This window comes from Erwinia sp. 1181_3, from assembly GCF_052824965.1.
The window spans coordinates 1-18,532 of sequence record NZ_VTDE01000012.1 but is presented as its reverse complement, the minus strand read 5'-3'; the positions used below and the strand labels follow the sequence as shown (position 1 = coordinate 18,532).

Here is an 18,532-nt window from a genome sequence, read left to right as displayed (position 1 = left end):
TCCTTAGCTGTTGACGGAAGCGGCAAAGTTCGCCAGATAGCTGTCAGTAATGCGCTGGCGCAGCGTCATATCTTCCAGCGGCGGCACCGGGGTGTAGTCGTAGTCGATAAACAGTTTGCCCGCCTTCAGGGTTTCCTGGGTGTTGGCGCTTTCGTCGTACCAGCAGTTGGCGCCCAGTAAATACCCGGCGTTAATCAGCTCGCGGAATTTGGCATTGATACCGGCGATAATGTCGCGCACCAGCGTCGGTGACAGCGGTTTATCGTTGGCCCACATGTGCGCATCGGCCATCGTGTCAGCAATCACCTGCGCCGAGCGGGTGTAGTTTTCAAAGGCAAACAGCGGGTCATCGCTACAGGTGCGGTTGCCCCAGAAGCGGAAACCGTCTTTGCGGATGAGCGTGGTGACGCAGGCTTCGTTCAGCAGATCGGCATCGGTCCCTTCCTGTTGCAGGTCCCAGAATACCGAGGCGGAGACGCCCGTTACGCCGTTAACGCCAACGTTGGACAGGGTTTTATGCCAGCCGGTGTCGTTGTCGATTTTGGCGCGCAGGCCCAGCGCACGTGCGGTGGCATAAGCGGTATCTGCCGCGCTGGTCGTGGTGTTCCAGGCCACAAAGTCCGGCCATATCACCATCAGCTCACGCTGGCTGAAGTTCTCGCGGTAAGCGATCGCCTCGGTAATGGTTTTGCAGCCATACGCCGAGATATAGCCGAAGGCGCGCAGCTGCTGGCAAACCGCTGCCAGTGCGGTAGACACCTCAAGAGAGTCATGGCCCGGTACACCGAGGATGCGCGGCTTAACGCCGAGATCGGTCTGCGCACTGAGCAGGGCTTTCATACCGGTATAGCGGCCGTTGGCATCGCTGCCGCCGATGATATTGCTGGTGGTTTCGGCAGCGTCTTGACCTTCCGCGACACGAACGACCACGGTGACCGGTTTGCTCTGGTCAGCAATGGCACGCAGCGACTGTGCCAGCGTACCTTTGGTACCGGCTTTGCCCACGGCGGCCAGTACATCGGTGATCAACACCGCGGTATTCAGCGGGAAGGTGGTGGCATCGGCATCTTCTGCGGTACAGATCATGCCGACAATGGAAGTGGAAACCGTTGAGATACTGCGGGTTCCGTCATTCACTTCTACGACGCGGACGCCGTGGTGATAATTAGCCATCTTTATTGCACTCCGTTGTTGGGGTGAGGTCATGATGACAAGAATTTAATATGCAGGCATGCGATGGGCGTTGTGGGGAGTAAGGGACAACGTGGAATTTAAAAGTCATTTAAAAACATAAAGTTATATGGATAAGAAAATAAATAAAGATCTGCTTTTACACGCATGGAACCAATAAAAAGGCTCCCCTGAGTTGCCAGCAGGGGAGCCGTATTGAAATAACACGTTTTAGGTAAGAGATTACGCGCTGCGATACCAGCCCATCAGTTTAATAAAACTGTTAGTAATATCCATGGCCGTACCAGATCCGGTATTTGCAGTGGTGCCGGAAACGGTGTGGGTATGTGCGCCAATAGCGACGGTGTGCACGTGAGCACCAATCGCGACGGTATGGAGATGCTCCCCAGTTGTCGAAGTATTAACCGAATAATCACCCCCTCGAGCACCATCCATAACATAGTTGTTAGGGCCAACGTAGCTTCCATGCTTACCTGAAATACTATGACTGTGCGCACCTGTAGAGTTAGTTGATTTTGTCCCATAATCATAATTACTGGTGGTTTTACTACCATAATCAAACGTACTGGTATTTCCCGAAAACGTATGACCATGCGCAGGTAAATTTGCCACAGAAAGACTGACCGCATCCGCCCCACCGCTGGTGAAAACATCACTGCCGTCCGCTTTCGCTAACCGGATAGTTTTATTCTCACCGATAGAGTTCCAGGTCGTATTGGGGAACAGGGTGTTCGGGTTTTTATTCTGCGCAAACCAGGTGACGATGCCGACAGGATAAATCTCATCAACAACATTTCGTGCAGCAACCTGCTGATTCACATACTCTTCTGTCGCGAACACCAGGCTGTCATCCAGCGTCAGCGCTATCGCCTCGCTCCCGCTAACGGCGATCACCATGCGCAGAGTTTGCGTACGGCCAGACCCCTCTTCCAGCGCAGGCTTATAGGTTTCCGCCATATTACACACCGCCAGCAGCGTACCGTCTCCCGCCAGCAGCCCCAGCTCACGCATCCAGAAACCACCTGCGCTGGCAGGGATGATCACCTCCGTCACCAGCCAATTTTTGTGCGTCTTATCGACTTTGACCGAGTTAACCGCCTTGCGATATACCTCATGGACCAGCGTCGTCTGGCTGGAGCTCGGTGTGGTGGGCTGGCCGTTGCCATCCCCCACGACCATGGTTTTGATATCAACCTGAGTACCGCCCTGCATCGCAGCGGCGATGCGTGCCTGCCCTGCCGTTGTTACGACAGACTTATATTTTACAGCCATTTAAAACCTCTCAAGCGGGAAAAATAGTGACCGTTTCAGCGTCATACTGAACGGCGCCTGTCCAGACGATGCCCTGAATATCCTGGGTGATCGTCAGGGCGGTTAAGTGACGGCTGACTGCTTTTGCATCTGCGATCAGTCGTTCCATCTCGTTAAACATGGCTTCATCAATGCCGGAATCCAGCACGCCGATATCCAGGCGAAACGTGCCAGGTGGCTCACTGGTTTGCCACCATTCATGCACATTGATCACATACCCCAGCGGTTCCACCACGCGTCGGATCGCGGCAATAGTGCCTTTACGGCGGTGAACGAACTGCGAGGAGGCAACCACCGCGCGCTTCGTCTCCTCCGGCCAGGTTTGATCCCAGCGATCAACTGACCAGGCCCAGGCCAGGTAGGGCAACAGCGCGACCGGGCAGGTTTGCGGATTCCACAACGTGCGCAGCGGCACCTGCAGCTGCTGGAGGCTGGCGCAGGCTTCTGCGGCCGCGACTTCCAGCGCAGACGACCCGACAGGCAGCAGGCGATCACTCATCGGAACCTCCCACGCTGATCGCACGCCCGGTGCACCAGCCCGCCTGGGTTTTATCCAGCACCACATCCTGCGCAGGCTGGGCCAGTTCCACGCGCTGCACCCCTTCCACATGCAGGGCGGCGAACAGGGCTGAGCGGCGGATATCACGTCCCAGCCGGCTTTGTGCGGTGACAAAGGCCGCCAGCCGTGCTTCCGCTGCGGCGCGGATCGGCTCGGCCTCCGGGCCGGGGTAGAGGAACAGCGTGGCATCAACGCTGTACTCAACGATGTTGGCGGACTGCACGCTGACGCGATCGGCCACCGGGCGCACATTTTCATCGTTAAGAGCAATATTGACCGCGGACAGCAGCGCGGCACTGGCCTCCCCACGCCCTTCACGCGACAGCACGGTGATCAGCACTTCCGCCGGAGCCGGGCTGGTGGCGCTCACGTCAGCAATACGGCCATCAGCACTGCGGGCATGGTATTCATAAGCCCCCGCCGGCCCCGCCACGCTCAGCCCTTCAAAGGCCTGAGCAATGCGCAGACGGAAGTCCTCATCCTTTTCCATCACCGCAGCAGTCGGCGGCAGCGTGCTGCTGTCAGCCGGGCTCAGCACCAGGCGGGTCACGCCGTTGTTCATTCCCAGCTGATCGAGATCGCCTCCGGTAGCCCAGGCCACCATCGTGGCTTTGGCGGCTTCATTGATGCGCTGTCGCAGGATCAGCTCGCGGTAGGTGTTCTCCTGCAACAGCTTGACGATGGGCTCTGACTCAAGCTCAAGGGTCCGGGTTATCGCCGCCTGCTGGTCGGCCGGATAAAGCGCCACCAGCGCGGCCTTGCGCGCCTGCAACAACGTTTCAAAATCGAGCGCCTCAACAACGTTCGGCGCAGGTAGCTGACTCAAATCAATCGTGGCCATAATCATTCACTCACTGGAATGGAAAGAGAAAAAGGGAACTGGCTGAGGCTGCCCTGCAGCGCCACCACCATGCTGCCGTCGAATCCGGGCTGGTAGCTGATGCTGTCCAGCGCAATGCGCGGCTCCCACTGCAATAACGCCACATAGCAGGCCGACATAATTTGCAGGCGCAGTGCCTCGTTTTGTGGCTGGTCGATCAACATCGACAACAACGATCCATAGTTGCGGCGCATCACCCTGCTGCCCTGAGGCGTGAGCAAAATGTCGCGTACCGACTGACGGATATGATCCCGATCCGTCAGGGCCAGACCGCTGTCACGTTGCATACCGAGATAGTTTTCTGTACTCATTGCGGCCCCGCTGTTTTGCTGCCGCCACTTTCCACACCCGCGTGGACGTGACTGTGAACGACAATGCCGTTAGAAGACAGGCTGCCCCCGCTGTGGCTGATATTGCCCTTCAGGGTGCCTCCCCCGGTCAGTTCAAACGTCGCGGCTTTCAGCTGCTGCGTGCACTGCACCAGCGGCGCATCAAGGGTGATGCTGACCGCCGCCGTGATACGCGCAGACTGAATGCCACTGGCCGTCAGTGCCCCGCTTTCCGGTTCATAGGCCAGTTGCGCGCCATCGGGAAACGTCCAATGCACCGCATTCTGTGAGGCCGAAGGGGCCGGAAAGGCATCCGAAAAAATGCCCGCCAGCACAAAGGCGGTGTTCAACTCTCCCCCCAGAGCGAGCAGAAGTACCTGCTCCCCTGGAGAGGGGGCATGCCAGCTGCGGACCTGCCCTGCACTCCCGCTTAACCAGGGCAGCCAGGTGGTGAGGTTGCCTTCACTTTGCACCCGACAGCGTGCCCGGACGGTATCCACCTCGCTGACGGTGCCAATGCGCAGCAGGTTGTGCAGCTGGCGCCGGGTTTCACTGACAAATTCATTCATAACGCTCTCCTCCGTCATCTCAGATAGCGGGCCATTCACTGACCAGTTGTTGGTTGATATAAAGTTTCCAGGGGCGGGAAACGGCTTCCGGCGGCAGCGGTTCCGGGACGTGCGTGACGTGCAGCGCCCCGTCGTCTTCGCTGACCAGCACCCGCTCGGTCAGCAGGATCACCACGGTGAAATCGCCGTTGGTAGTGCTGCTGAACACCATGCCGTTCTCGCGCCTCGCAGGGGTGGTCATCAGGTCAGGCTGGTTCTCCCGCAGCCACAGCAGCAGGGCTACCACCAGAGGGTCGATGTCACCACCGGACTCGCTGAGGGTGATGCGTAACCGGTACTGATATTCAAAACTCAGTGAGGCGGCGGGCGTGCAGGCCACCACGCCCTGTTCCAGCGCGATTGTCAGCCGTTCAGGGTGATCCTTGAGTTGCGGTACGCGGGCCAGTAACGCCTCGCGTAGCTGGTTGGGCTTTAACATCATGTTGCTCCTGACACTGTTTAAGGGTTTCGACTTGCAGGCCGCACGTCAGCAGTGCCTGCTCCAGCTGGCGGATCGTGTTCAGCAGATCCCCCTGTGTTTCCGGCTGACTGGCCGGGATCGAACAGCTGCTGACGATCGGACAACCACGCCAGATAATCGTTGGGGGTGGCGAAAGCGGGGTGCTGCTGCAACCGGATAATGCCGTCAGGCAAAGCAGCATCGCTCCAGCGTTGAAGTGCTTCATTGCTGCGTATGATCCTTTGATCGTTAAGTTGTTGTTTCATTGTGAGATCGCGTGCGCTCAGGAGTGACTGACGCAGCGTGCGTTCTGCCTCGGCCTGGCGGGCGATCTCGCCCTGTAGCTGTGTGATCACCTCATCGCGTTGGATCATTCCGGTGGTGAGCTGCGCATTCGTCCGTTGCAGCGCAATCTGCTCGCTGTGCAGGTGCGCCATATAAAGGGCTGCGCCGCCCAGCATCCCCATCAGTAGCAGGAGCAAAACAATCCACAGGCGATTCATTGCGCCCCCTTCAGGCACAGGGCGCGCTCTGCCGTTCGCCGCGTCTCAATCCCCTTATTGCGCACCCCCTTCACATAGACCCAGCGCATCAGTTGATCGCAGGCCGCCGCCCACTGTTGTTGATTGATCAGCCGGGCGTAAGTCGAGCGGCAAACGGCACCCACTCCGACGTTAAACGCGAAAGAAACCGTGGCGTCATACACCCCCTGCGGCATGGCAACGGGCATACAGCGTGCAATACCGCTTTCCACTCGCTGTACGTCATCAATCAGATTTACCGCGATCTGCCGTTCATTCACCTCCGTGGTCGGTATAACGCCCCGGGTATGTCCAATCCCGTTAGTCCAGACGCCGGCGCTGCACTGATACGGCGAGGTACGGCAACCTTCGGCGTTGGCCAGCAGCAGCAATCCTTCGCTGGAGATGGTTAGCGTGGAAAAGGAAGGCAGTGAGATCGCCAGTGCCATCACCACCAGCACCGCACACTTTTTAGCTGTTGAATTCATCCACATTCCTGCCCGTTTGCCGCTGTTGCATCAGCCGCCAGGCCTTACGGCGGTAATGCCAGTTGATAAAGAAATTCGCGATGTTGATGCCCAGCGTGATGACCGCCACCAGCGCGCCCACCATAAAAGCGATGTCCTGCACCGTGTGGCGCCCTGACCACATCATGATCGCGCTGACCAGGTACCCAATCAGGGAGCTGTTTTTTTCCATCAGTCAGCTCCACAGATTCAGCGTTTCATGCGTGGCTGACAGTGAAAGCGTTGGAAGTTCTACCGGATAGCCATGAGGCAGCAGTGCCCCCCGTTCAGCCAGCCCGGGGTTGGCAGCGTAAACCTGTTCCACGACCTGCCGCGTACGGCCATAGTGGCGAAAACAGATCTCATCGACGCTGTCGTCCTGCAGGGCATAAATTTTCATGTTTCACTCCCCCGTAACGGGTATTGCGATAATAGAAACGGCAAAGCGTGGGAACGGTCACCTCACCGCAATCTCACTCTGCCGGGTAAGCACAATCAGTGTGCGTTTTCGACGATCGCGGCTCAATCCGGGGCTGTTGTAGGGAGGGTGTGACAACGCAAGGGCATCAGACAGATGAGATGAGTCGCCTCTGAACGGCGAAAAAAAGGCAAAAAAAACCCCCAAACGGGGGCATCAGCAGAACATCGCGCAGAGGGGGTGGGATCCGTTCCGGGTACGCGAGGGCCTGCACCCGCGGGGAACAATGTGTACCCGCCAGGCTGTCAGGAAGGCGTTAGCACTCAGGCGGTGGAGAAAAGACGACCGAAAACTGCGTGTTTTTGAGCTCGACGCCACGGGCAATATCGGCAATCAAATGCAGTGCTATCTCGCGGTCACGCTCCCGGCAGGTGCCTTCAGAGGTTAATCTTGCTATCAGTTCTACGCGTTCCAGAATGACGCGTTCAGCTAATTCTTTGTCCACAACTCCCCCTCCATATCACTGTACATACATACAGTATCATAGCGCTTAACAATAAGAAAAGTTTTTTGCTTGTACCACAGACAATCTTTATCATCATGATAATTATCAAATTATTACTATTGCTCTAAAGAAGAAACATACCATCGCCTGCCGTATTTATTTCAGGCCTGCACGCCCGCCATGGGGGTTTCAGCGTATGAAAATGAGGTTGATACGGGCGAAATAAATTAGCGTTGCTCACGTTATACGGGGGCGAACTGGCTGTTCATTCCCGGATGAACTCGCCTATTCACTAAAGATGAATGTGAGAGCCGTACTGACAAAGACAGCGGGTTTACAGGTTGTAAAAACACCCATCATCGGGCAAAATCTTTGATAATTGATGTGCTCGCCGTCCTGATGTGCCCATAAAGCTACAATTCAAATTGCACACTCCCCAAAAAATGAAATAAACCAGGAGTTTGAGCGTGAGCCTAAAAATCGATTTTCAAAGCGGTGCAAAAGAGGTGCTGGATCGCGTGCTCCAGGCCTACGGCTTTACCACGAAACTGGCGCTGGCTGAGCATTTAGGGATTGCCAGCAGCAGCCTGGCGAATCGCTATTCGCGCGGTTATTTCCCCTCAGATATCGTCATCCGCTGCATGGCCGATACGCAGGCCTCATTGCAGTGGCTGGCAACCGGAGAGGGTGAGCAGCCAGGCCCGGCAGAAAACCGCACGCCGCCCTCGCAAAACGGAAATACCCAGACGCTTGCCCGTCAACGCCTGGACGCCGGAAAGCTGACAACGCTCACCAGCATTGCCGTCGACGCGGCGTTCTTTGAGGCCTGGCCCAGCGCCATTGAACAGCCGCTGGTGATTGTTGAAGGCAACCAGCAGTTTATTGCTGAGCAGGCATTCAGTGAGGTCCTGGATGGTGACTGGCTGGTGTCGCTGGAAGGCCAGGTGAGTATTCGCAGCCTGACGCGTATTCCTCCCGGACGCGTGCGCGTTGCTAACGGTCAGCAGCAGTTTGAATGCGCCCTGAATGAGCTGGTCCCGCTGGCCCGTATCGTGATTGCCTGCACCCCGTTGTAAGCAGGCCAGCCGCAAAAAAGGCCACCTCCTGTGGCCTTGTCAGCTAAGTGACGCGGATTACGCCAGTTTCACCGGCCACTGATTCAGCTGAATCCCCCGTTTTTTCGCCCCCTCGCCGAAGTCCTGTAATATCGCTTCCACATCAGGATCGATGTATTCGGCATTATCGTGGTCCACAATCACCACGCTGTTCTCCGGGATCTGCGCCAGCAGGCCTTTGAGGCGCGGATTATGCATAAAGGTCAGGTTCTGCTGAAAACGCAGCACATAATGATCGTCATAGCGCGTCAGCAACATCGCATTACGATGGCTTTTATAGATGCTGAACAGGATCTGCGTCGCCAGACCAATGCCAATCCCCGCCAGCATTCCGAAAATCAGAATACCGCCGATGGTCGCCATAAACGGCACCCACTGCGGCGCTCCCTGGCGGATTTGTGACACAAACAGCCCCGGCGTAGCCAGCTTATAGCCTGTATACAGCAGCACCGCCGCAAGGCTCGCCAGCGGGATCGCATTCAGCAATCCGCTGAACCACAAGCCGCACACCAGCAGCAGCACACCGTGGATCAATATAGAAAGTTTACTGCGAGCGCCCGCGCTGACGTTGACCGAACTGCGCACGATAACGGCAGTGATCGGCAGCCCCCCCATAAAGCCGGACAGCAGGTTACCGATACCCTGAGCGCGCATCTCCTTATCAGGAGAGGGGGCCGGGATTTGCGTACGCAGTTTCTTCAGCGCTTCCTGACTAAGCAGGGTTTCCAGGCTGGCGACAATCGCCAACGTGGCGGCAACGATATAGACCGCCGGGTTCTGCCACGCCAGCCAGTCCGGCCGCTCCAGCTCCCCGGTTAACGTGGCAATACTGTCAAAAGCGGGCAGCGAGATGCGCGGCAGATGGCTGGCGATATCCGGGAAAAAACGCCCTCCAAGCACCGTCGCCAGACAGCCGAGCAGCACCGCCACCAGCGGGCCGGGCATCCATCCCAGCCAACGATTCCGCTTGATAGCAGGCGTGGTCCACAGCCCGAGCACCAGTAGCCCGGCAAATGCTACCGCTACCGCAGGAAGTGACACATTGATTGCCCCCTCATGCAGCAGTGATGACCAGCCCTCTTCACCCGCAGCACCCAGCGCCACCGGTATTTGCTGAATAATCAGCAGGATACCAATCGCGGCCAGCATCCCTTTGATCACGCTTCCCGGCACCAGCGAGATAAAACGCCCGGCACGCAATGCGCCCAGCAAAAACTGCAATACGCCAGCGATCATCAATGCCAGCAGCAGTGCGGAGAACGATCCCAGGGTCTCGATAGCCCCCGTCACAATGGTCACCAGGCCCGCCGCAGGGCCACTGACCGCAAATTTCGACGGGCTGAAGGTGGTGACCACCAGGCCACCGATGACGCCCGTCAGCAGCCCGACGAAGGGTGGCAATCCGCTGGCCTGAGCAATCCCGAGGCACAGCGGTAGCGCCACGAGGAAGACCACTAGCCCCGCTGGAATATCCTGACGTAAGGTATTCAGATTCATACGCTGCCCTCTTCTGCCTGCTGGATTAGTTCCTTCAAATGCCCGCTGTGCAGATCGTACACACAGCCGAACACATCCAGCGCCACGCCGTCACGCCAGGCTTTCAGCACCGGGGCGGTTTTTACTAACTGGCTGAACTGTGTCAGAACATTGGCTTCCACCAGCCGGTTCAGATGATCCCCCGGCAGTTCTTCTGTACTCAGCGGCGCAAGTTCGGAGGCGATGCCGTGGCGCAGCTGAGTGATGCGCCGCGCCAGCGCTGAGTTTTCATCCCCCAGCGGAATATCCGGCAGCGTCAGCGCCGCCTGCACGCCGCCGCAGCCGTAATGACCACAGAGAACAATGTGTGAAACTTTAAGATATTCAATCGCATACTGCAATACGCTCATAAAGTTGTCGTCATTGCTGACCACCATATTGGCAATGTTGCGATGGACGAAAAGCTCGCCCGGGTGGGCGCCGGTCAGCACCTCCGCCGGTACACGACTGTCAGAGCAGCCGATCCACAAAGAGTGAGGCTGCTGCCCGTCCACATTTTGCCGGAAATAGTGCGGATCACGTTGGCGTCGCTGTAAAGCCCAACTGCGGTTTTTAGCTAACAGGGGTTTGAGGGTCGTCAAAATAGAATCTCTCTTCCGGGGAAAATGTGAAATAAGTTCTAACATCTTAGTTAACCGGAAGTGATTAAGATTAATCTTAAGTGATAATAAATAACCGAAATGTAATGTTATTTAAATGTGCTTTATTAAATTGGGTTAAACAGGCATGGGAATAAAATAAGATAAACTTATTGATGAATAAACTCACTGATAAAAATTAAAAAATACCACTATTTATCATGCATATACAATCACACACAAAAGAGACAAATAAAATAAAACAGGAAACACGCGTCTATTTTAAAAACGTAAATCTCTTTATGTAACTAATAAAAGCAACACTAACTCAGAAGAGAAGAAGAAGGAATAATTATCTCCCTGCTTCTGCTCGATTTATTAATTAGTGACGTGATTTATCAATTACTGTCAGCAAAGTTTATTTTATTTAATCAGATTTACACTTCAGATCGTTTCACCCATAAATATCTGGTAACTCAGGTCCACCGAGTCGGCCGAAAAGCGGCTGTCGCCAATCTTTTTCAACAGCAGCTCGGCCGCGGTATACCCAATGGCGTAACGCGGGGTAATCACACTGGCCATTGTCGGGTACATTTCGCGGCTGATATCCAGCCCGTGGAATCCGGCAATCGCAATGCGGCCCGGAACGGCGATGCCGTGGCGCTGGCAGTGCAGTAATGCACCGAGTGAAAGGTCGTCGTTAGTACAGAAAATCGCATCGAGGTCAGGGAACTGCTCCAGCGCGCTGGCCAGCATCGCCGCGCCCAGTTTCTGCGATGAGATAGCCTTCGGGTTGACCCGATTCCCGCAGCCACCACGCTCCTCCATCGCCTGACAGTAGCCGCGATAGCGAAACTCATCACGCCGATCGTCCTGGGAACCGAAGTAGATCACCCGTTTACGCCCCTGATCGAGCAGCGTGCGTGTCATGTCGTAGCCTGCACTGAAGTTATTAAACCCCACCTGCATATCCAGGCAACTGCCCTGGGTATCCATCACTTCGACAATCGGGATCTGCGCCGCCCGCAGGTACTTCACCGCACGCAGGGTATGGTCCTTTTCACTGAGGATAATGCCGTCAATGTTGTACGAGAGCAGGTTGATGATCTGCTCCTCTTCGGTCTGTTTGTCGTAGTTGTAGTTGGCGATCAGCGTCTGGTAACGCCCTTCTTTGGTGGCAGCCTCTATCCCGCTGAGGAGATCGGCAAAAATCTGGTTTTTAAACGAGGGGATCAGTACACCGAGCGTGTAGCTCTTCGAGCTGAGGAGCATCTCCGGCGCACGGTTGGGAATGTAGTTAATCTCTTCGATAATTTGCGCGATTTTCGCCCCGGTTTCCGGCGACACGCGATCGGGCGTACGCAGATAACGGCTGACCGTCATTTTCGTGACGCCAGCCAGCGTGGCGATGTCCTGGAGCGAGATACGGTGCGCGCGCATTGGGGGTTCCATTTAAACGTGAAAAGGGCCAGGCAAGCCTGGCCCCTGATAAGGGTAACGGAGTGGCCGGATATACCCGGCCTGATATTAATGAATTATGGCGTTCAGGATCAACACACCAGCCAGGCCGAGGAAGGAGATCAGCGTTTCCATCACCGTCCAGGTTTTCAGCGTCTCAATCACGCTCAGGTTGAAGTAACCTTTAAACAGCCAGAAGCCTGGGTCATTGACGTGGGAAGCGATCACGCTGCCGGAACCTACCGCCAGCACCATCAGCGCCGGATCGGCGTGGGTAATGGCGATGATTGGCGTCACGATCCCGGCAGTGGTAATCGCCGCGACGGTCGCAGAGCCGAGCGCGATACGCAGCATGGCCGCTACCGTCCAGCACATCAGCAACGGAGAAAGCGATGAGCCTTTCATCATGTTAGCGATGTAGTCACCCACGCCGCTGTCCACCAGCACCTGCTTGAAGGCACCGCCACCGGCAATGATAAAGACGATCATGGCGATAGCCGCAATGGAGGAGCTGCACATCTCCATCACTTCTTCCATTTTACGCCCGTTGCGCAGGCCCAGCGTGAACACCGCAATCACCACAGAGATAAACAGCGCGACCGCCGGGTTACCGACAAATTCGAAGAACTGGCGCAGCACATTCTCTTTTGGCGTGGTCAGCTCAAACACGGCTGCCACCGCCATCAGGATCACCGGGATAACCGCCGCGAAGATACTGGTCCAGAAGCCTGGCATTTCATGATCTTCAAAGATTTTCGGGTTATACAGCCCTTCCGGTGGCGATTTTTCAAAACCTTTCAGGAATTTCGAGAAAATCGGACCGGCGATAATCACCGTTGGAATGGTGATGATCATGCCGTACAGCAGCGTAGTCCCGAGGTTTGCACCAAAGATCGTCGCAATGGCGGTCGGTCCCGGATGCGGCGGCAGGAAGCAGTGGGTAACCGACAGTGCGGCCACCATCGGCAGACCGACATACAGCATCGGCATCCCTGAAGCAGCCACCACGGTAAACACCAGCGGCAGCAGCAGCACGAAGCCAATCTCGTAGAACATCGCCAGACCAACGATCAGTCCGGTGACCATCAGCGCCCACTGCACGCGCTGTTTACCAAAGGAGGCAATCAACGTGGTTGCCACGCGCTGTGCCGCCCCGGTGTCAGAAACCAGCTTCCCGAGCATCGCCCCGAAGCCCAGGATCAGCGCCAGGCTGCCGAGCGTGCCGCCCACGCCTTTCTGAATCGATGCGATAACCGCCAGCGGCGTCATCCCTTCGGCAACCCCGACCACGGCAGAAACAAAAATTAAGGCGATAAAGCCGTTGACCTTGAAGACGATCATCAGCACCAGCAGCAGGATTACGCCAATAGCTATTATTGTAATGGGCATAAAGCACTTCCTTTAAAAAGTAGAGGTACAGGTGTTGTTAATGACTAAGGGTATAGCTGTTTAGACCGCGACGCGCATCCCACCATCTACAAAAAGTAAGTGCCCGTTCACAAAATCAGAGGCTTTAGAGGCCAGGAACACCGCCGCCCCGATCAACTCCTCCGGGTTACCCCAGCGTGCCGCAGGGGTGCGCTTGCATAACCAGGAGGTGAAGGCTTCATCATCGGCCAGTGCCTGGGTCATTTCGGTTTTGAAATAGCCCGGCGCAATGCCGTTGACCTGAATATTATGGCGAGCCAGCTCCACACACATGCCGCGCGTCAGCATCGTCACTGCGCCTTTTGAGGCGGCGTAAGGAGTAATGGTGTCGCGCCCCAGCTCGCTCTGCATCGAACCGATATTGATGATTTTGCCTTTCTGGCGCGTCACCATCTGGCGGGCCACCGCCTGAGAGACGAGGAACACCGCTGTCTGATTGACGGCGATCACATCGTTCCAGTCCTGCTCCGGGAACTCCAGGAACGGGCGGCGACGCTGAATACCGGCGTTATTGACCAGCACATCGATAGGACCGATTTCACGTTCAATCTTCTCAACGGCGGCATTCACCTCCGCTGACTGCGTGACGTTAAAGGCCACGGCATGGGCCTTAAACCCCTGCTGTTGCAGGTCTGCTGCGGCTTTTTCAGCCCCTTCCTGGGTGGTGGCGTTGATGATCACTTCAGCACCGGCCTGTGCCAGCCCTTTCGCCATCAGGAAACCAATGCCGCGGCCAGAGCCGGTGATCAGTACACGTTTGTTATCGAGCGAGAAAAGCGTCGTCATGGTCATCCCTTAAAATGTCAGTTGCACTTTGGCGGCCTGGGTTTTGTCACCGGCAAATTGCAGCGCAGCGTCAATGTTCTGATAGTCGTATTCCCCGCTGAACAGCGGCAGCGGGTTGACGGTGCCGTTGCCCAGCCACTCCACGGCGGTGTTGAACTCGAAGGTGAAGCGGAACGATCCGACCAGTTTGATCTCTTTAGCAATCAGCATCATGATCGGGAAACCCGGAACATCGCCGCCCATGCCCACCTGCACCAGCGTGCCTTTTGCACGGGTCACTTCCAGGCAGCGCGTCAGTGAAGACGGATGACCGGAGGCTTCAAACGCCACGTCGAAGTAACCTTTGTCGGCCAGATACGGGGTGAAATCACCGTTGGCCGCGTGGATCGTGTGGGTGGCGCCCATCGCCGTTGCCATCGCCAGCGAACGCTCACTGACATCCGCACAGACCACTTCTGCTGCGCCTTTCGCTATGGCTGCCGCCGCAATCAGGCAACCGATTGGGCCCACGCCAGAGATAAAGACTTTTTTGCCCTGCAAATCGCCGCCCTGGTTAGCCGCATGAATGCAGACCGCCAGAGGTTCAGCAAAGACCATCACTTTATCGTCAGCGGCATTGTCGAAAGGAATGCACTGGCTGCTATCCACCACTTTGTACTGGGTGAAACCGCCGTCCACATGCGGGTAATACATCGCGCTGCCGAAGAAACGCATGGTGGTGCACTGGTTCTCTTCATCCGCCAGGCAGTATTTGCAGTGGCCACAGGGTTTTGACGGGTTAACCGCCACCTTCTGGTTCTCTTTAAGCGCTGGGTTGTCGCTTTTCACCACATGACCGATCACTTCATGACCGAGGATCATCGGCATTTTTACCGCAAAGCTGCCCACTTTACCGTGCTGATAGTAGTGCAGATCCGAACCGCAGATACCGCCGCGCGTAATGCGTACCAGCGTGCCTTCGCCCTGGTAATTGACCTGCTGGCTGATGACTTCAACCTGCTCTTTGCCGTTAATCATGCAGGACTGCGTGGTGGTGCTCATGGTGTTCTCCAGTACGTGTCAGTTCATGGCGCCTATCAAATCGATGTTTAACATGCAAAACTGTGAATCAGATCACTAAAATTCATGTTACTAAATCAATGTTACGCATAACGTGAACCACGTTGCCCTTTCTCCCCGACGTATTCAGTGGCATTCATCACAAAGCGATTAACTGCACTTTCATCGCGGTCATTTGATCGCTACAGTTGACTCATCCGACCACTTCAGAGATCGCTTGCGATGAGCCTGTCACTGTTCACCCCGCTGGACCTGGGTTTTACCCAACTTAAAAATCGTTTTCTGATGGGTTCCATGCATACCGGGCTGGAAGAGCATCCGGATGGTGCGGCCCGGCTGGCGGCGTTTTATGCCGAGCGGGCACGCGCCGGGGTGGCGCTGATTGTCACCGGCGGCATTGCCCCTTCACCGGAAGGTGTGGTGAGCCAGGGGGCCTCGGTGCTGAATGATGCATCACAGCTGGCGCATCATCGTCAGGTGACGGATGCCGTCCACCAGGCGGGTGGAAAAATTGCCATGCAGATCCTGCACGCGGGCCGCTACAGCTACCAGCCCGCACTGGTAGCGCCCTCGGCCATTCAGGCGCCGATCAATCCCTTCTGCCCCCGCGAACTGTCGCATGACGAGATCCTGCAACTGATTGCCGACTACGCGCACTGCGCCCGTCTGGCACAGCAGGCAGGCTACGATGGCGTTGAGATTATGGCCTCTGAAGGCTATCTGATTAATCAGTTCCTGGTGGCGCACACCAACCAGCGCAGCGATGAGTGGGGCGGCAGTGAGGCGCATCGCCAGCGCTTTGCCCTTGCCATTCTGCGGGCAGTGCGTGAAGCGGTGGGCCACGAGTTTATTATTATTTTTCGCCTGTCGATGCTCGACCTGGTGGAACAGGGCAGCACGCTTGAGCAGACCATTCGTCTGGCGCAGGCGGTCGAACAGGCCGGAGCCACGCTGATCAATACCGGCATCGGCTGGCATGAAGCCCGCATCCCTACCATCGCGACGGCGGTGCCACGCGCTGCTTTTTCCTGGGTCACGCAGGCGCTAAAAAAACACGTCAGCATTCCGCTGATTGCCACCAACCGGATTAACCATCCGGATGTGGCCCAGCGCGTACTGGATGAAGGCTGCGCCGATATGGTGTCAATGGCCCGCCCGTTCCTCGCCGATGCCGAGTTTGTGCTGAAAGCGCAGCAGGATCGCTGCGATGAAATCAATACCTGCATCGGCTGCAATCAGGCCTGCCTCGATCAAATTTTCGTGGGCAAGCTCACTTCCTGCCTGGTCAATCCGCGCGCCTGCCATGAAACCGAAATGACGCTGACGCCCGCCGCACAGGTGAAGACGCTGGCGGTGGTCGGTGCCGGCCCTGCCGGACTGGCCTTTGCAGTCAATGCCGCCCAACGCGGTCACCGGGTGACGCTGTTTGATGCACGGCCTGAGGTGGGCGGACAGTTCAATATTGCCCGCCAGATCCCCGGTAAAGAGGAGTTCAGTGAAACGCTGCGCTACTTCAGACGCCAGCTTGAGCTGCATCACGTCACGCTGCGGCTGGATCATCGCGCCAGCGCAGACGATCTCACCGCGTTTGATGAAGTGGTGCTGGCAACGGGTATTTTACCGCGCACTCCGCCGATTCCAGGCATCGACCACCCGTCTGTACTGAGCTATCTGGAGGTGATCCGCGATAAGAAACCCGTCGGCAAGCGCGTGGCGATTATCGGTGCAGGCGGCATCGGGTTTGATACCGCCGAATATCTGGTCGCTCACGGGCAGGATCTCACTGCATTCTGTCGGGAATGGGGCATTGATCGCACCCTCACCCAACCGGGGGGGCTGGTGCCGCCAGAGCGTCCGGTGAGCGAGCGCCAGGTCTGGCTGTTACAGCGCACACCGGGCAAACCGGGCGCCGGGCTGGCAAAAACCACTGGATGGATCCATCGCACCAGCCTGCAAATGCACGGCGTGCAGATGTGGGGAGGCGTTGAGTATCAGCGGATTGATGATGAAGGCCTGCACCTGCGGGTCAATGGTGAAGCGCACCTGCTGGCCGTGGATAACGTGGTGATTTGCGCCGGGCAAGAGCCGGACCGTTCACTGGCTGATGCGCTGTCAGCGCGGGGGAAAGTGCCGCATATTATTGGCGGTGCGGATGTCGCCCGCGAGTTGGATGCACGCCGGGCGATTGCTCAGGGGACGGCGCTGGGGCTGGCGATTTAAACGACGCTGCCGGGCGGACCAGAAAAGCGGTCCGCCCCCAGGATGACATCCATGGTCTAAATACCGTTTTCGCGCTAGCATCAATGACGCCACACTGACTGACCAGGAGCTCTTGATGTCATCCCCCTATTTCTCTCCGCTACTCTCGCGCTTTGACTGGCTTGATCACGCCTTTATGGCTGCAGGCGAACGCCCTGCGGCAGGCACGCGTTACAATCAGCAGCGCCACAGCGCCCGGGTCATCCTCGATGTGGATGCCCTGCCGGTAAAAAGCCAGGACGCGGATGGACTGATTGGGACGGGTCAGGATGCCGTGGCGATTTACACCGCTGACTGCCTGCCGATCCTGTTAGCCGATAGCCGTCAGCAGCAGGTTGCAGCGGTACACGGTGGTTTAAAAGGGATTCTGGGCGGGGTACTGATTAACGCAATAACGCATCTGTGTGAACGCGGAGCAACGCCGGACAGTCTGTTTATTGCCATCGGCCCGGCGATTGGTCCCTGCTGTTATGAGCTGGGACAGGATGTGATAGACCGGGCAGAACAAGATGATCCGCATCAGCTGGCCGCACTGATGTCCTGGTCTGCCCACCCCTGGCCTAATCCGGCATCGGTACGTCCACAGGCGCAGGGAACCACCGCAGGCGTGTGGTTTGACCTACCGTTGCTGGCAAAACGTATTGCGTTGCGTGCGGGTGTGCCGGAAGAACAGATTGAGCTGTCGCAGATATGCACCTACTGCATGGCGGAGGAGCAGGCCAGCTATCGCCGCAACAGCCATGTTCAGCACGGTTATCAGCAGCGATTTTCGTGGATTGCCAGACGATGAAGGCGCGGGCGAGGCATGCCTCACCCCTACGGAGTACAGTTTACGGAATGCGGTGTGCGTAGGGGTCGGGCATGCCCGACACGCAGGCCGACGCGGATTGAGGGCGCAGGCGAGGCGTGCCTCACCCCTACGGAGTACAGTTTACGGAATATGGTGTGCGTAGGGGTCGGGCATGCCCGACCCGCAGGCCGACGCGGATTGAGGACGCGGGCGAGGCGTGCCTCGCCCCTACGGA

General features: G+C 56.9%; 21 protein-coding genes. 3 read left to right on the top strand and 18 right to left on the bottom strand.

Translation table 11 applies throughout. The features are described 5' to 3' along the window. Positions 1-3 precede the first annotated feature (3 nt). From FY046_RS20360 to FY046_RS20305, 12 genes are all read right to left on the bottom strand, one after another. Complete coding sequence (locus FY046_RS20360) at positions 4-1,173, bottom strand: phage tail sheath protein (RefSeq protein ID WP_159336832.1); 1,170 nt, start codon at positions 1,171-1,173, stop codon at positions 4-6. A 240-nt stretch (positions 1,174-1,413) separates the two neighbouring features. Next, complete coding sequence (locus FY046_RS20355; protein WP_446186429.1) at positions 1,414-2,463, bottom strand: phage tail-collar fiber domain-containing protein; 1,050 nt, start codon at positions 2,461-2,463, stop codon at positions 1,414-1,416. A 10-nt stretch (positions 2,464-2,473) separates the two neighbouring features. Beyond that, the gene (locus FY046_RS20350; RefSeq protein WP_171149263.1) at positions 2,474-3,001 is read right to left on the bottom strand and encodes a phage tail protein I; all 528 of its coding nucleotides are present in this window, start codon (positions 2,999-3,001) and stop codon (positions 2,474-2,476) included. Beyond that, positions 2,994-3,902 carry a baseplate assembly protein gene (locus FY046_RS20345; protein WP_212813320.1) on the bottom strand — a complete coding sequence of 303 codons (909 nt, stop codon included), beginning with the start codon at positions 3,900-3,902 and terminating at the stop codon, positions 2,994-2,996. The genes FY046_RS20350 and FY046_RS20345 overlap by 8 nt, the downstream gene beginning before the upstream one ends. Positions 3,903-3,904: 2 nt before the next feature. Beyond that, positions 3,905-4,252 (bottom strand): GPW/gp25 family protein, encoded by a 348-nt coding sequence (locus FY046_RS20340; RefSeq protein WP_259151887.1) that lies wholly within the window; start codon positions 4,250-4,252, stop codon positions 3,905-3,907. Then, positions 4,249-4,839: a phage baseplate assembly protein V gene (locus FY046_RS20335; protein ID WP_171149264.1), complete on the bottom strand. Its 591-nt coding sequence runs from the start codon at positions 4,837-4,839 to the stop codon at positions 4,249-4,251. The genes FY046_RS20340 and FY046_RS20335 overlap by 4 nt, the downstream gene beginning before the upstream one ends. A gap of 19 nt (positions 4,840-4,858) precedes the next feature. Then, the gene (locus FY046_RS20330; RefSeq protein ID WP_167863374.1) at positions 4,859-5,317 is read right to left on the bottom strand and encodes a phage tail protein; all 459 of its coding nucleotides are present in this window, start codon (positions 5,315-5,317) and stop codon (positions 4,859-4,861) included. Next, on the bottom strand, positions 5,250-5,564 hold the full coding sequence (lysC, locus tag FY046_RS20325; protein WP_133842471.1) for an Rz1-like lysis system protein LysC: 315 nt from the start codon (positions 5,562-5,564) through the stop codon (positions 5,250-5,252). Before lysC ends, FY046_RS20330 begins: the two co-directional genes overlap by 68 nt. A gap of 273 nt (positions 5,565-5,837) precedes the next feature. Then, positions 5,838-6,347, bottom strand: coding sequence for a lysozyme (locus FY046_RS20320; protein ID WP_133842472.1), 510 nt, complete (start codon positions 6,345-6,347; stop codon positions 5,838-5,840). Further along, entirely contained in the window at positions 6,331-6,558 is a 228-nt protein-coding gene (locus FY046_RS20315) for a hypothetical protein (protein ID WP_133842473.1), read from the bottom strand. The genes FY046_RS20320 and FY046_RS20315 overlap by 17 nt, the downstream gene beginning before the upstream one ends. A 3-nt stretch (positions 6,559-6,561) precedes the next feature. Further along, on the bottom strand, positions 6,562-6,765 hold the full coding sequence (locus FY046_RS20310; protein ID WP_133842474.1) for a tail protein X: 204 nt from the start codon (positions 6,763-6,765) through the stop codon (positions 6,562-6,564). A 334-nt stretch (positions 6,766-7,099) separates the two neighbouring features. After that, on the bottom strand, positions 7,100-7,288 hold the full coding sequence (locus tag FY046_RS20305) for a hypothetical protein (protein ID WP_133842475.1): 189 nt from the start codon (positions 7,286-7,288) through the stop codon (positions 7,100-7,102). Between the two features lie 467 nt (positions 7,289-7,755). Between FY046_RS20305 and FY046_RS20300 the strand changes: the two genes are divergently transcribed. Continuing rightward, entirely contained in the window at positions 7,756-8,364 is a 609-nt protein-coding gene (locus FY046_RS20300) for a phage repressor protein CI (RefSeq protein WP_159336827.1), read from the top strand. Positions 8,365-8,421: 57 nt separating this feature from the next. Here the strand turns inward: FY046_RS20300 and FY046_RS20295 are convergent, their stop codons facing one another. From FY046_RS20295 to idnD, 6 genes are all read right to left on the bottom strand, one after another. Beyond that, entirely contained in the window at positions 8,422-9,900 is a 1,479-nt protein-coding gene (locus FY046_RS20295) for a SulP family inorganic anion transporter (RefSeq protein WP_446186428.1), read from the bottom strand. After that, a complete protein-coding gene (locus tag FY046_RS20290; protein WP_213202145.1) occupies positions 9,897-10,565 on the bottom strand; it encodes a carbonic anhydrase in 669 nt (222 codons plus the stop codon). Before FY046_RS20290 ends, FY046_RS20295 begins: the two co-directional genes overlap by 4 nt. 396 nt (positions 10,566-10,961) lie before the next feature. Continuing rightward, on the bottom strand, positions 10,962-11,957 hold the full coding sequence (idnR, locus tag FY046_RS20285; protein ID WP_133842479.1) for a DNA-binding transcriptional regulator IdnR: 996 nt from the start codon (positions 11,955-11,957) through the stop codon (positions 10,962-10,964). Between the two features lie 87 nt (positions 11,958-12,044). Further along, positions 12,045-13,364, bottom strand: coding sequence for a gluconate:H+ symporter (locus FY046_RS20280; protein ID WP_062745501.1), 1,320 nt, complete (start codon positions 13,362-13,364; stop codon positions 12,045-12,047). A 60-nt stretch (positions 13,365-13,424) separates the two neighbouring features. Beyond that, the gene (gene idnO, locus FY046_RS20275) at positions 13,425-14,189 is read right to left on the bottom strand and encodes a gluconate 5-dehydrogenase (RefSeq protein WP_133842481.1); all 765 of its coding nucleotides are present in this window, start codon (positions 14,187-14,189) and stop codon (positions 13,425-13,427) included. 9 nt (positions 14,190-14,198) lie between these two features. Next, positions 14,199-15,230: an L-idonate 5-dehydrogenase gene (gene idnD, locus FY046_RS20270; RefSeq protein ID WP_133842482.1), complete on the bottom strand. Its 1,032-nt coding sequence runs from the start codon at positions 15,228-15,230 to the stop codon at positions 14,199-14,201. A 240-nt stretch (positions 15,231-15,470) separates the two neighbouring features. On the opposite strand from idnD, the gene FY046_RS20265 reads away from it, so the two are divergent. Continuing rightward, entirely contained in the window at positions 15,471-17,468 is a 1,998-nt protein-coding gene (locus tag FY046_RS20265) for an oxidoreductase (protein ID WP_446186427.1), read from the top strand. A gap of 115 nt (positions 17,469-17,583) precedes the next feature. Beyond that, a complete protein-coding gene (locus tag FY046_RS20260; RefSeq protein WP_227535155.1) occupies positions 17,584-18,297 on the top strand; it encodes a polyphenol oxidase family protein in 714 nt (237 codons plus the stop codon). Positions 18,298-18,532 lie beyond the last annotated feature (235 nt).

Bases quoted from the DNA above. Each gene is read 5' to 3' on its own strand.
- FY046_RS20360 (WP_159336832.1), bottom strand. From the start codon at position 1,173: ATGGCTAATTATCACCACGGCGTCCGCGTCGTAGAAGTGAATGACGGA.
- FY046_RS20355 (WP_446186429.1), bottom strand. From the start codon at position 2,463: ATGGCTGTAAAATATAAGTCTGTCGTAACAACGGCAGGGCAGGCACGC.
- FY046_RS20350 (WP_171149263.1), bottom strand. From the start codon at position 3,001: ATGAGTGATCGCCTGCTGCCTGTCGGGTCGTCTGCGCTGGAAGTCGCG.
- FY046_RS20345 (WP_212813320.1), bottom strand. From the start codon at position 3,902: ATGGCCACGATTGATTTGAGTCAGCTACCTGCGCCGAACGTTGTTGAG.
- FY046_RS20340 (WP_259151887.1), bottom strand. From the start codon at position 4,252: ATGAGTACAGAAAACTATCTCGGTATGCAACGTGACAGCGGTCTGGCC.
- FY046_RS20335 (WP_171149264.1), bottom strand. From the start codon at position 4,839: ATGAATGAATTTGTCAGTGAAACCCGGCGCCAGCTGCACAACCTGCTG.
- FY046_RS20330 (WP_167863374.1), bottom strand. From the start codon at position 5,317: ATGTTAAAGCCCAACCAGCTACGCGAGGCGTTACTGGCCCGCGTACCG.
- lysC (WP_133842471.1), bottom strand. From the start codon at position 5,564: ATGAAGCACTTCAACGCTGGAGCGATGCTGCTTTGCCTGACGGCATTA.
- FY046_RS20320 (WP_133842472.1), bottom strand. From the start codon at position 6,347: ATGAATTCAACAGCTAAAAAGTGTGCGGTGCTGGTGGTGATGGCACTG.
- FY046_RS20315 (WP_133842473.1), bottom strand. From the start codon at position 6,558: ATGGAAAAAAACAGCTCCCTGATTGGGTACCTGGTCAGCGCGATCATG.
- FY046_RS20310 (WP_133842474.1), bottom strand. From the start codon at position 6,765: ATGAAAATTTATGCCCTGCAGGACGACAGCGTCGATGAGATCTGTTTT.
- FY046_RS20295 (WP_446186428.1), bottom strand. From the start codon at position 9,900: ATGAATCTGAATACCTTACGTCAGGATATTCCAGCGGGGCTAGTGGTC.
- FY046_RS20290 (WP_213202145.1), bottom strand. From the start codon at position 10,565: ATGTTAGAACTTATTTCACATTTTCCCCGGAAGAGAGATTCTATTTTG.
- idnR (WP_133842479.1), bottom strand. From the start codon at position 11,957: ATGCGCGCGCACCGTATCTCGCTCCAGGACATCGCCACGCTGGCTGGC.
- FY046_RS20280 (WP_062745501.1), bottom strand. From the start codon at position 13,364: ATGCCCATTACAATAATAGCTATTGGCGTAATCCTGCTGCTGGTGCTG.
- idnO (WP_133842481.1), bottom strand. From the start codon at position 14,189: ATGACGACGCTTTTCTCGCTCGATAACAAACGTGTACTGATCACCGGC.
- idnD (WP_133842482.1), bottom strand. From the start codon at position 15,230: ATGAGCACCACCACGCAGTCCTGCATGATTAACGGCAAAGAGCAGGTT.
- FY046_RS20265 (WP_446186427.1), top strand. From the start codon at position 15,471: ATGAGCCTGTCACTGTTCACCCCGCTGGACCTGGGTTTTACCCAACTT.
- FY046_RS20260 (WP_227535155.1), top strand. From the start codon at position 17,584: ATGTCATCCCCCTATTTCTCTCCGCTACTCTCGCGCTTTGACTGGCTT.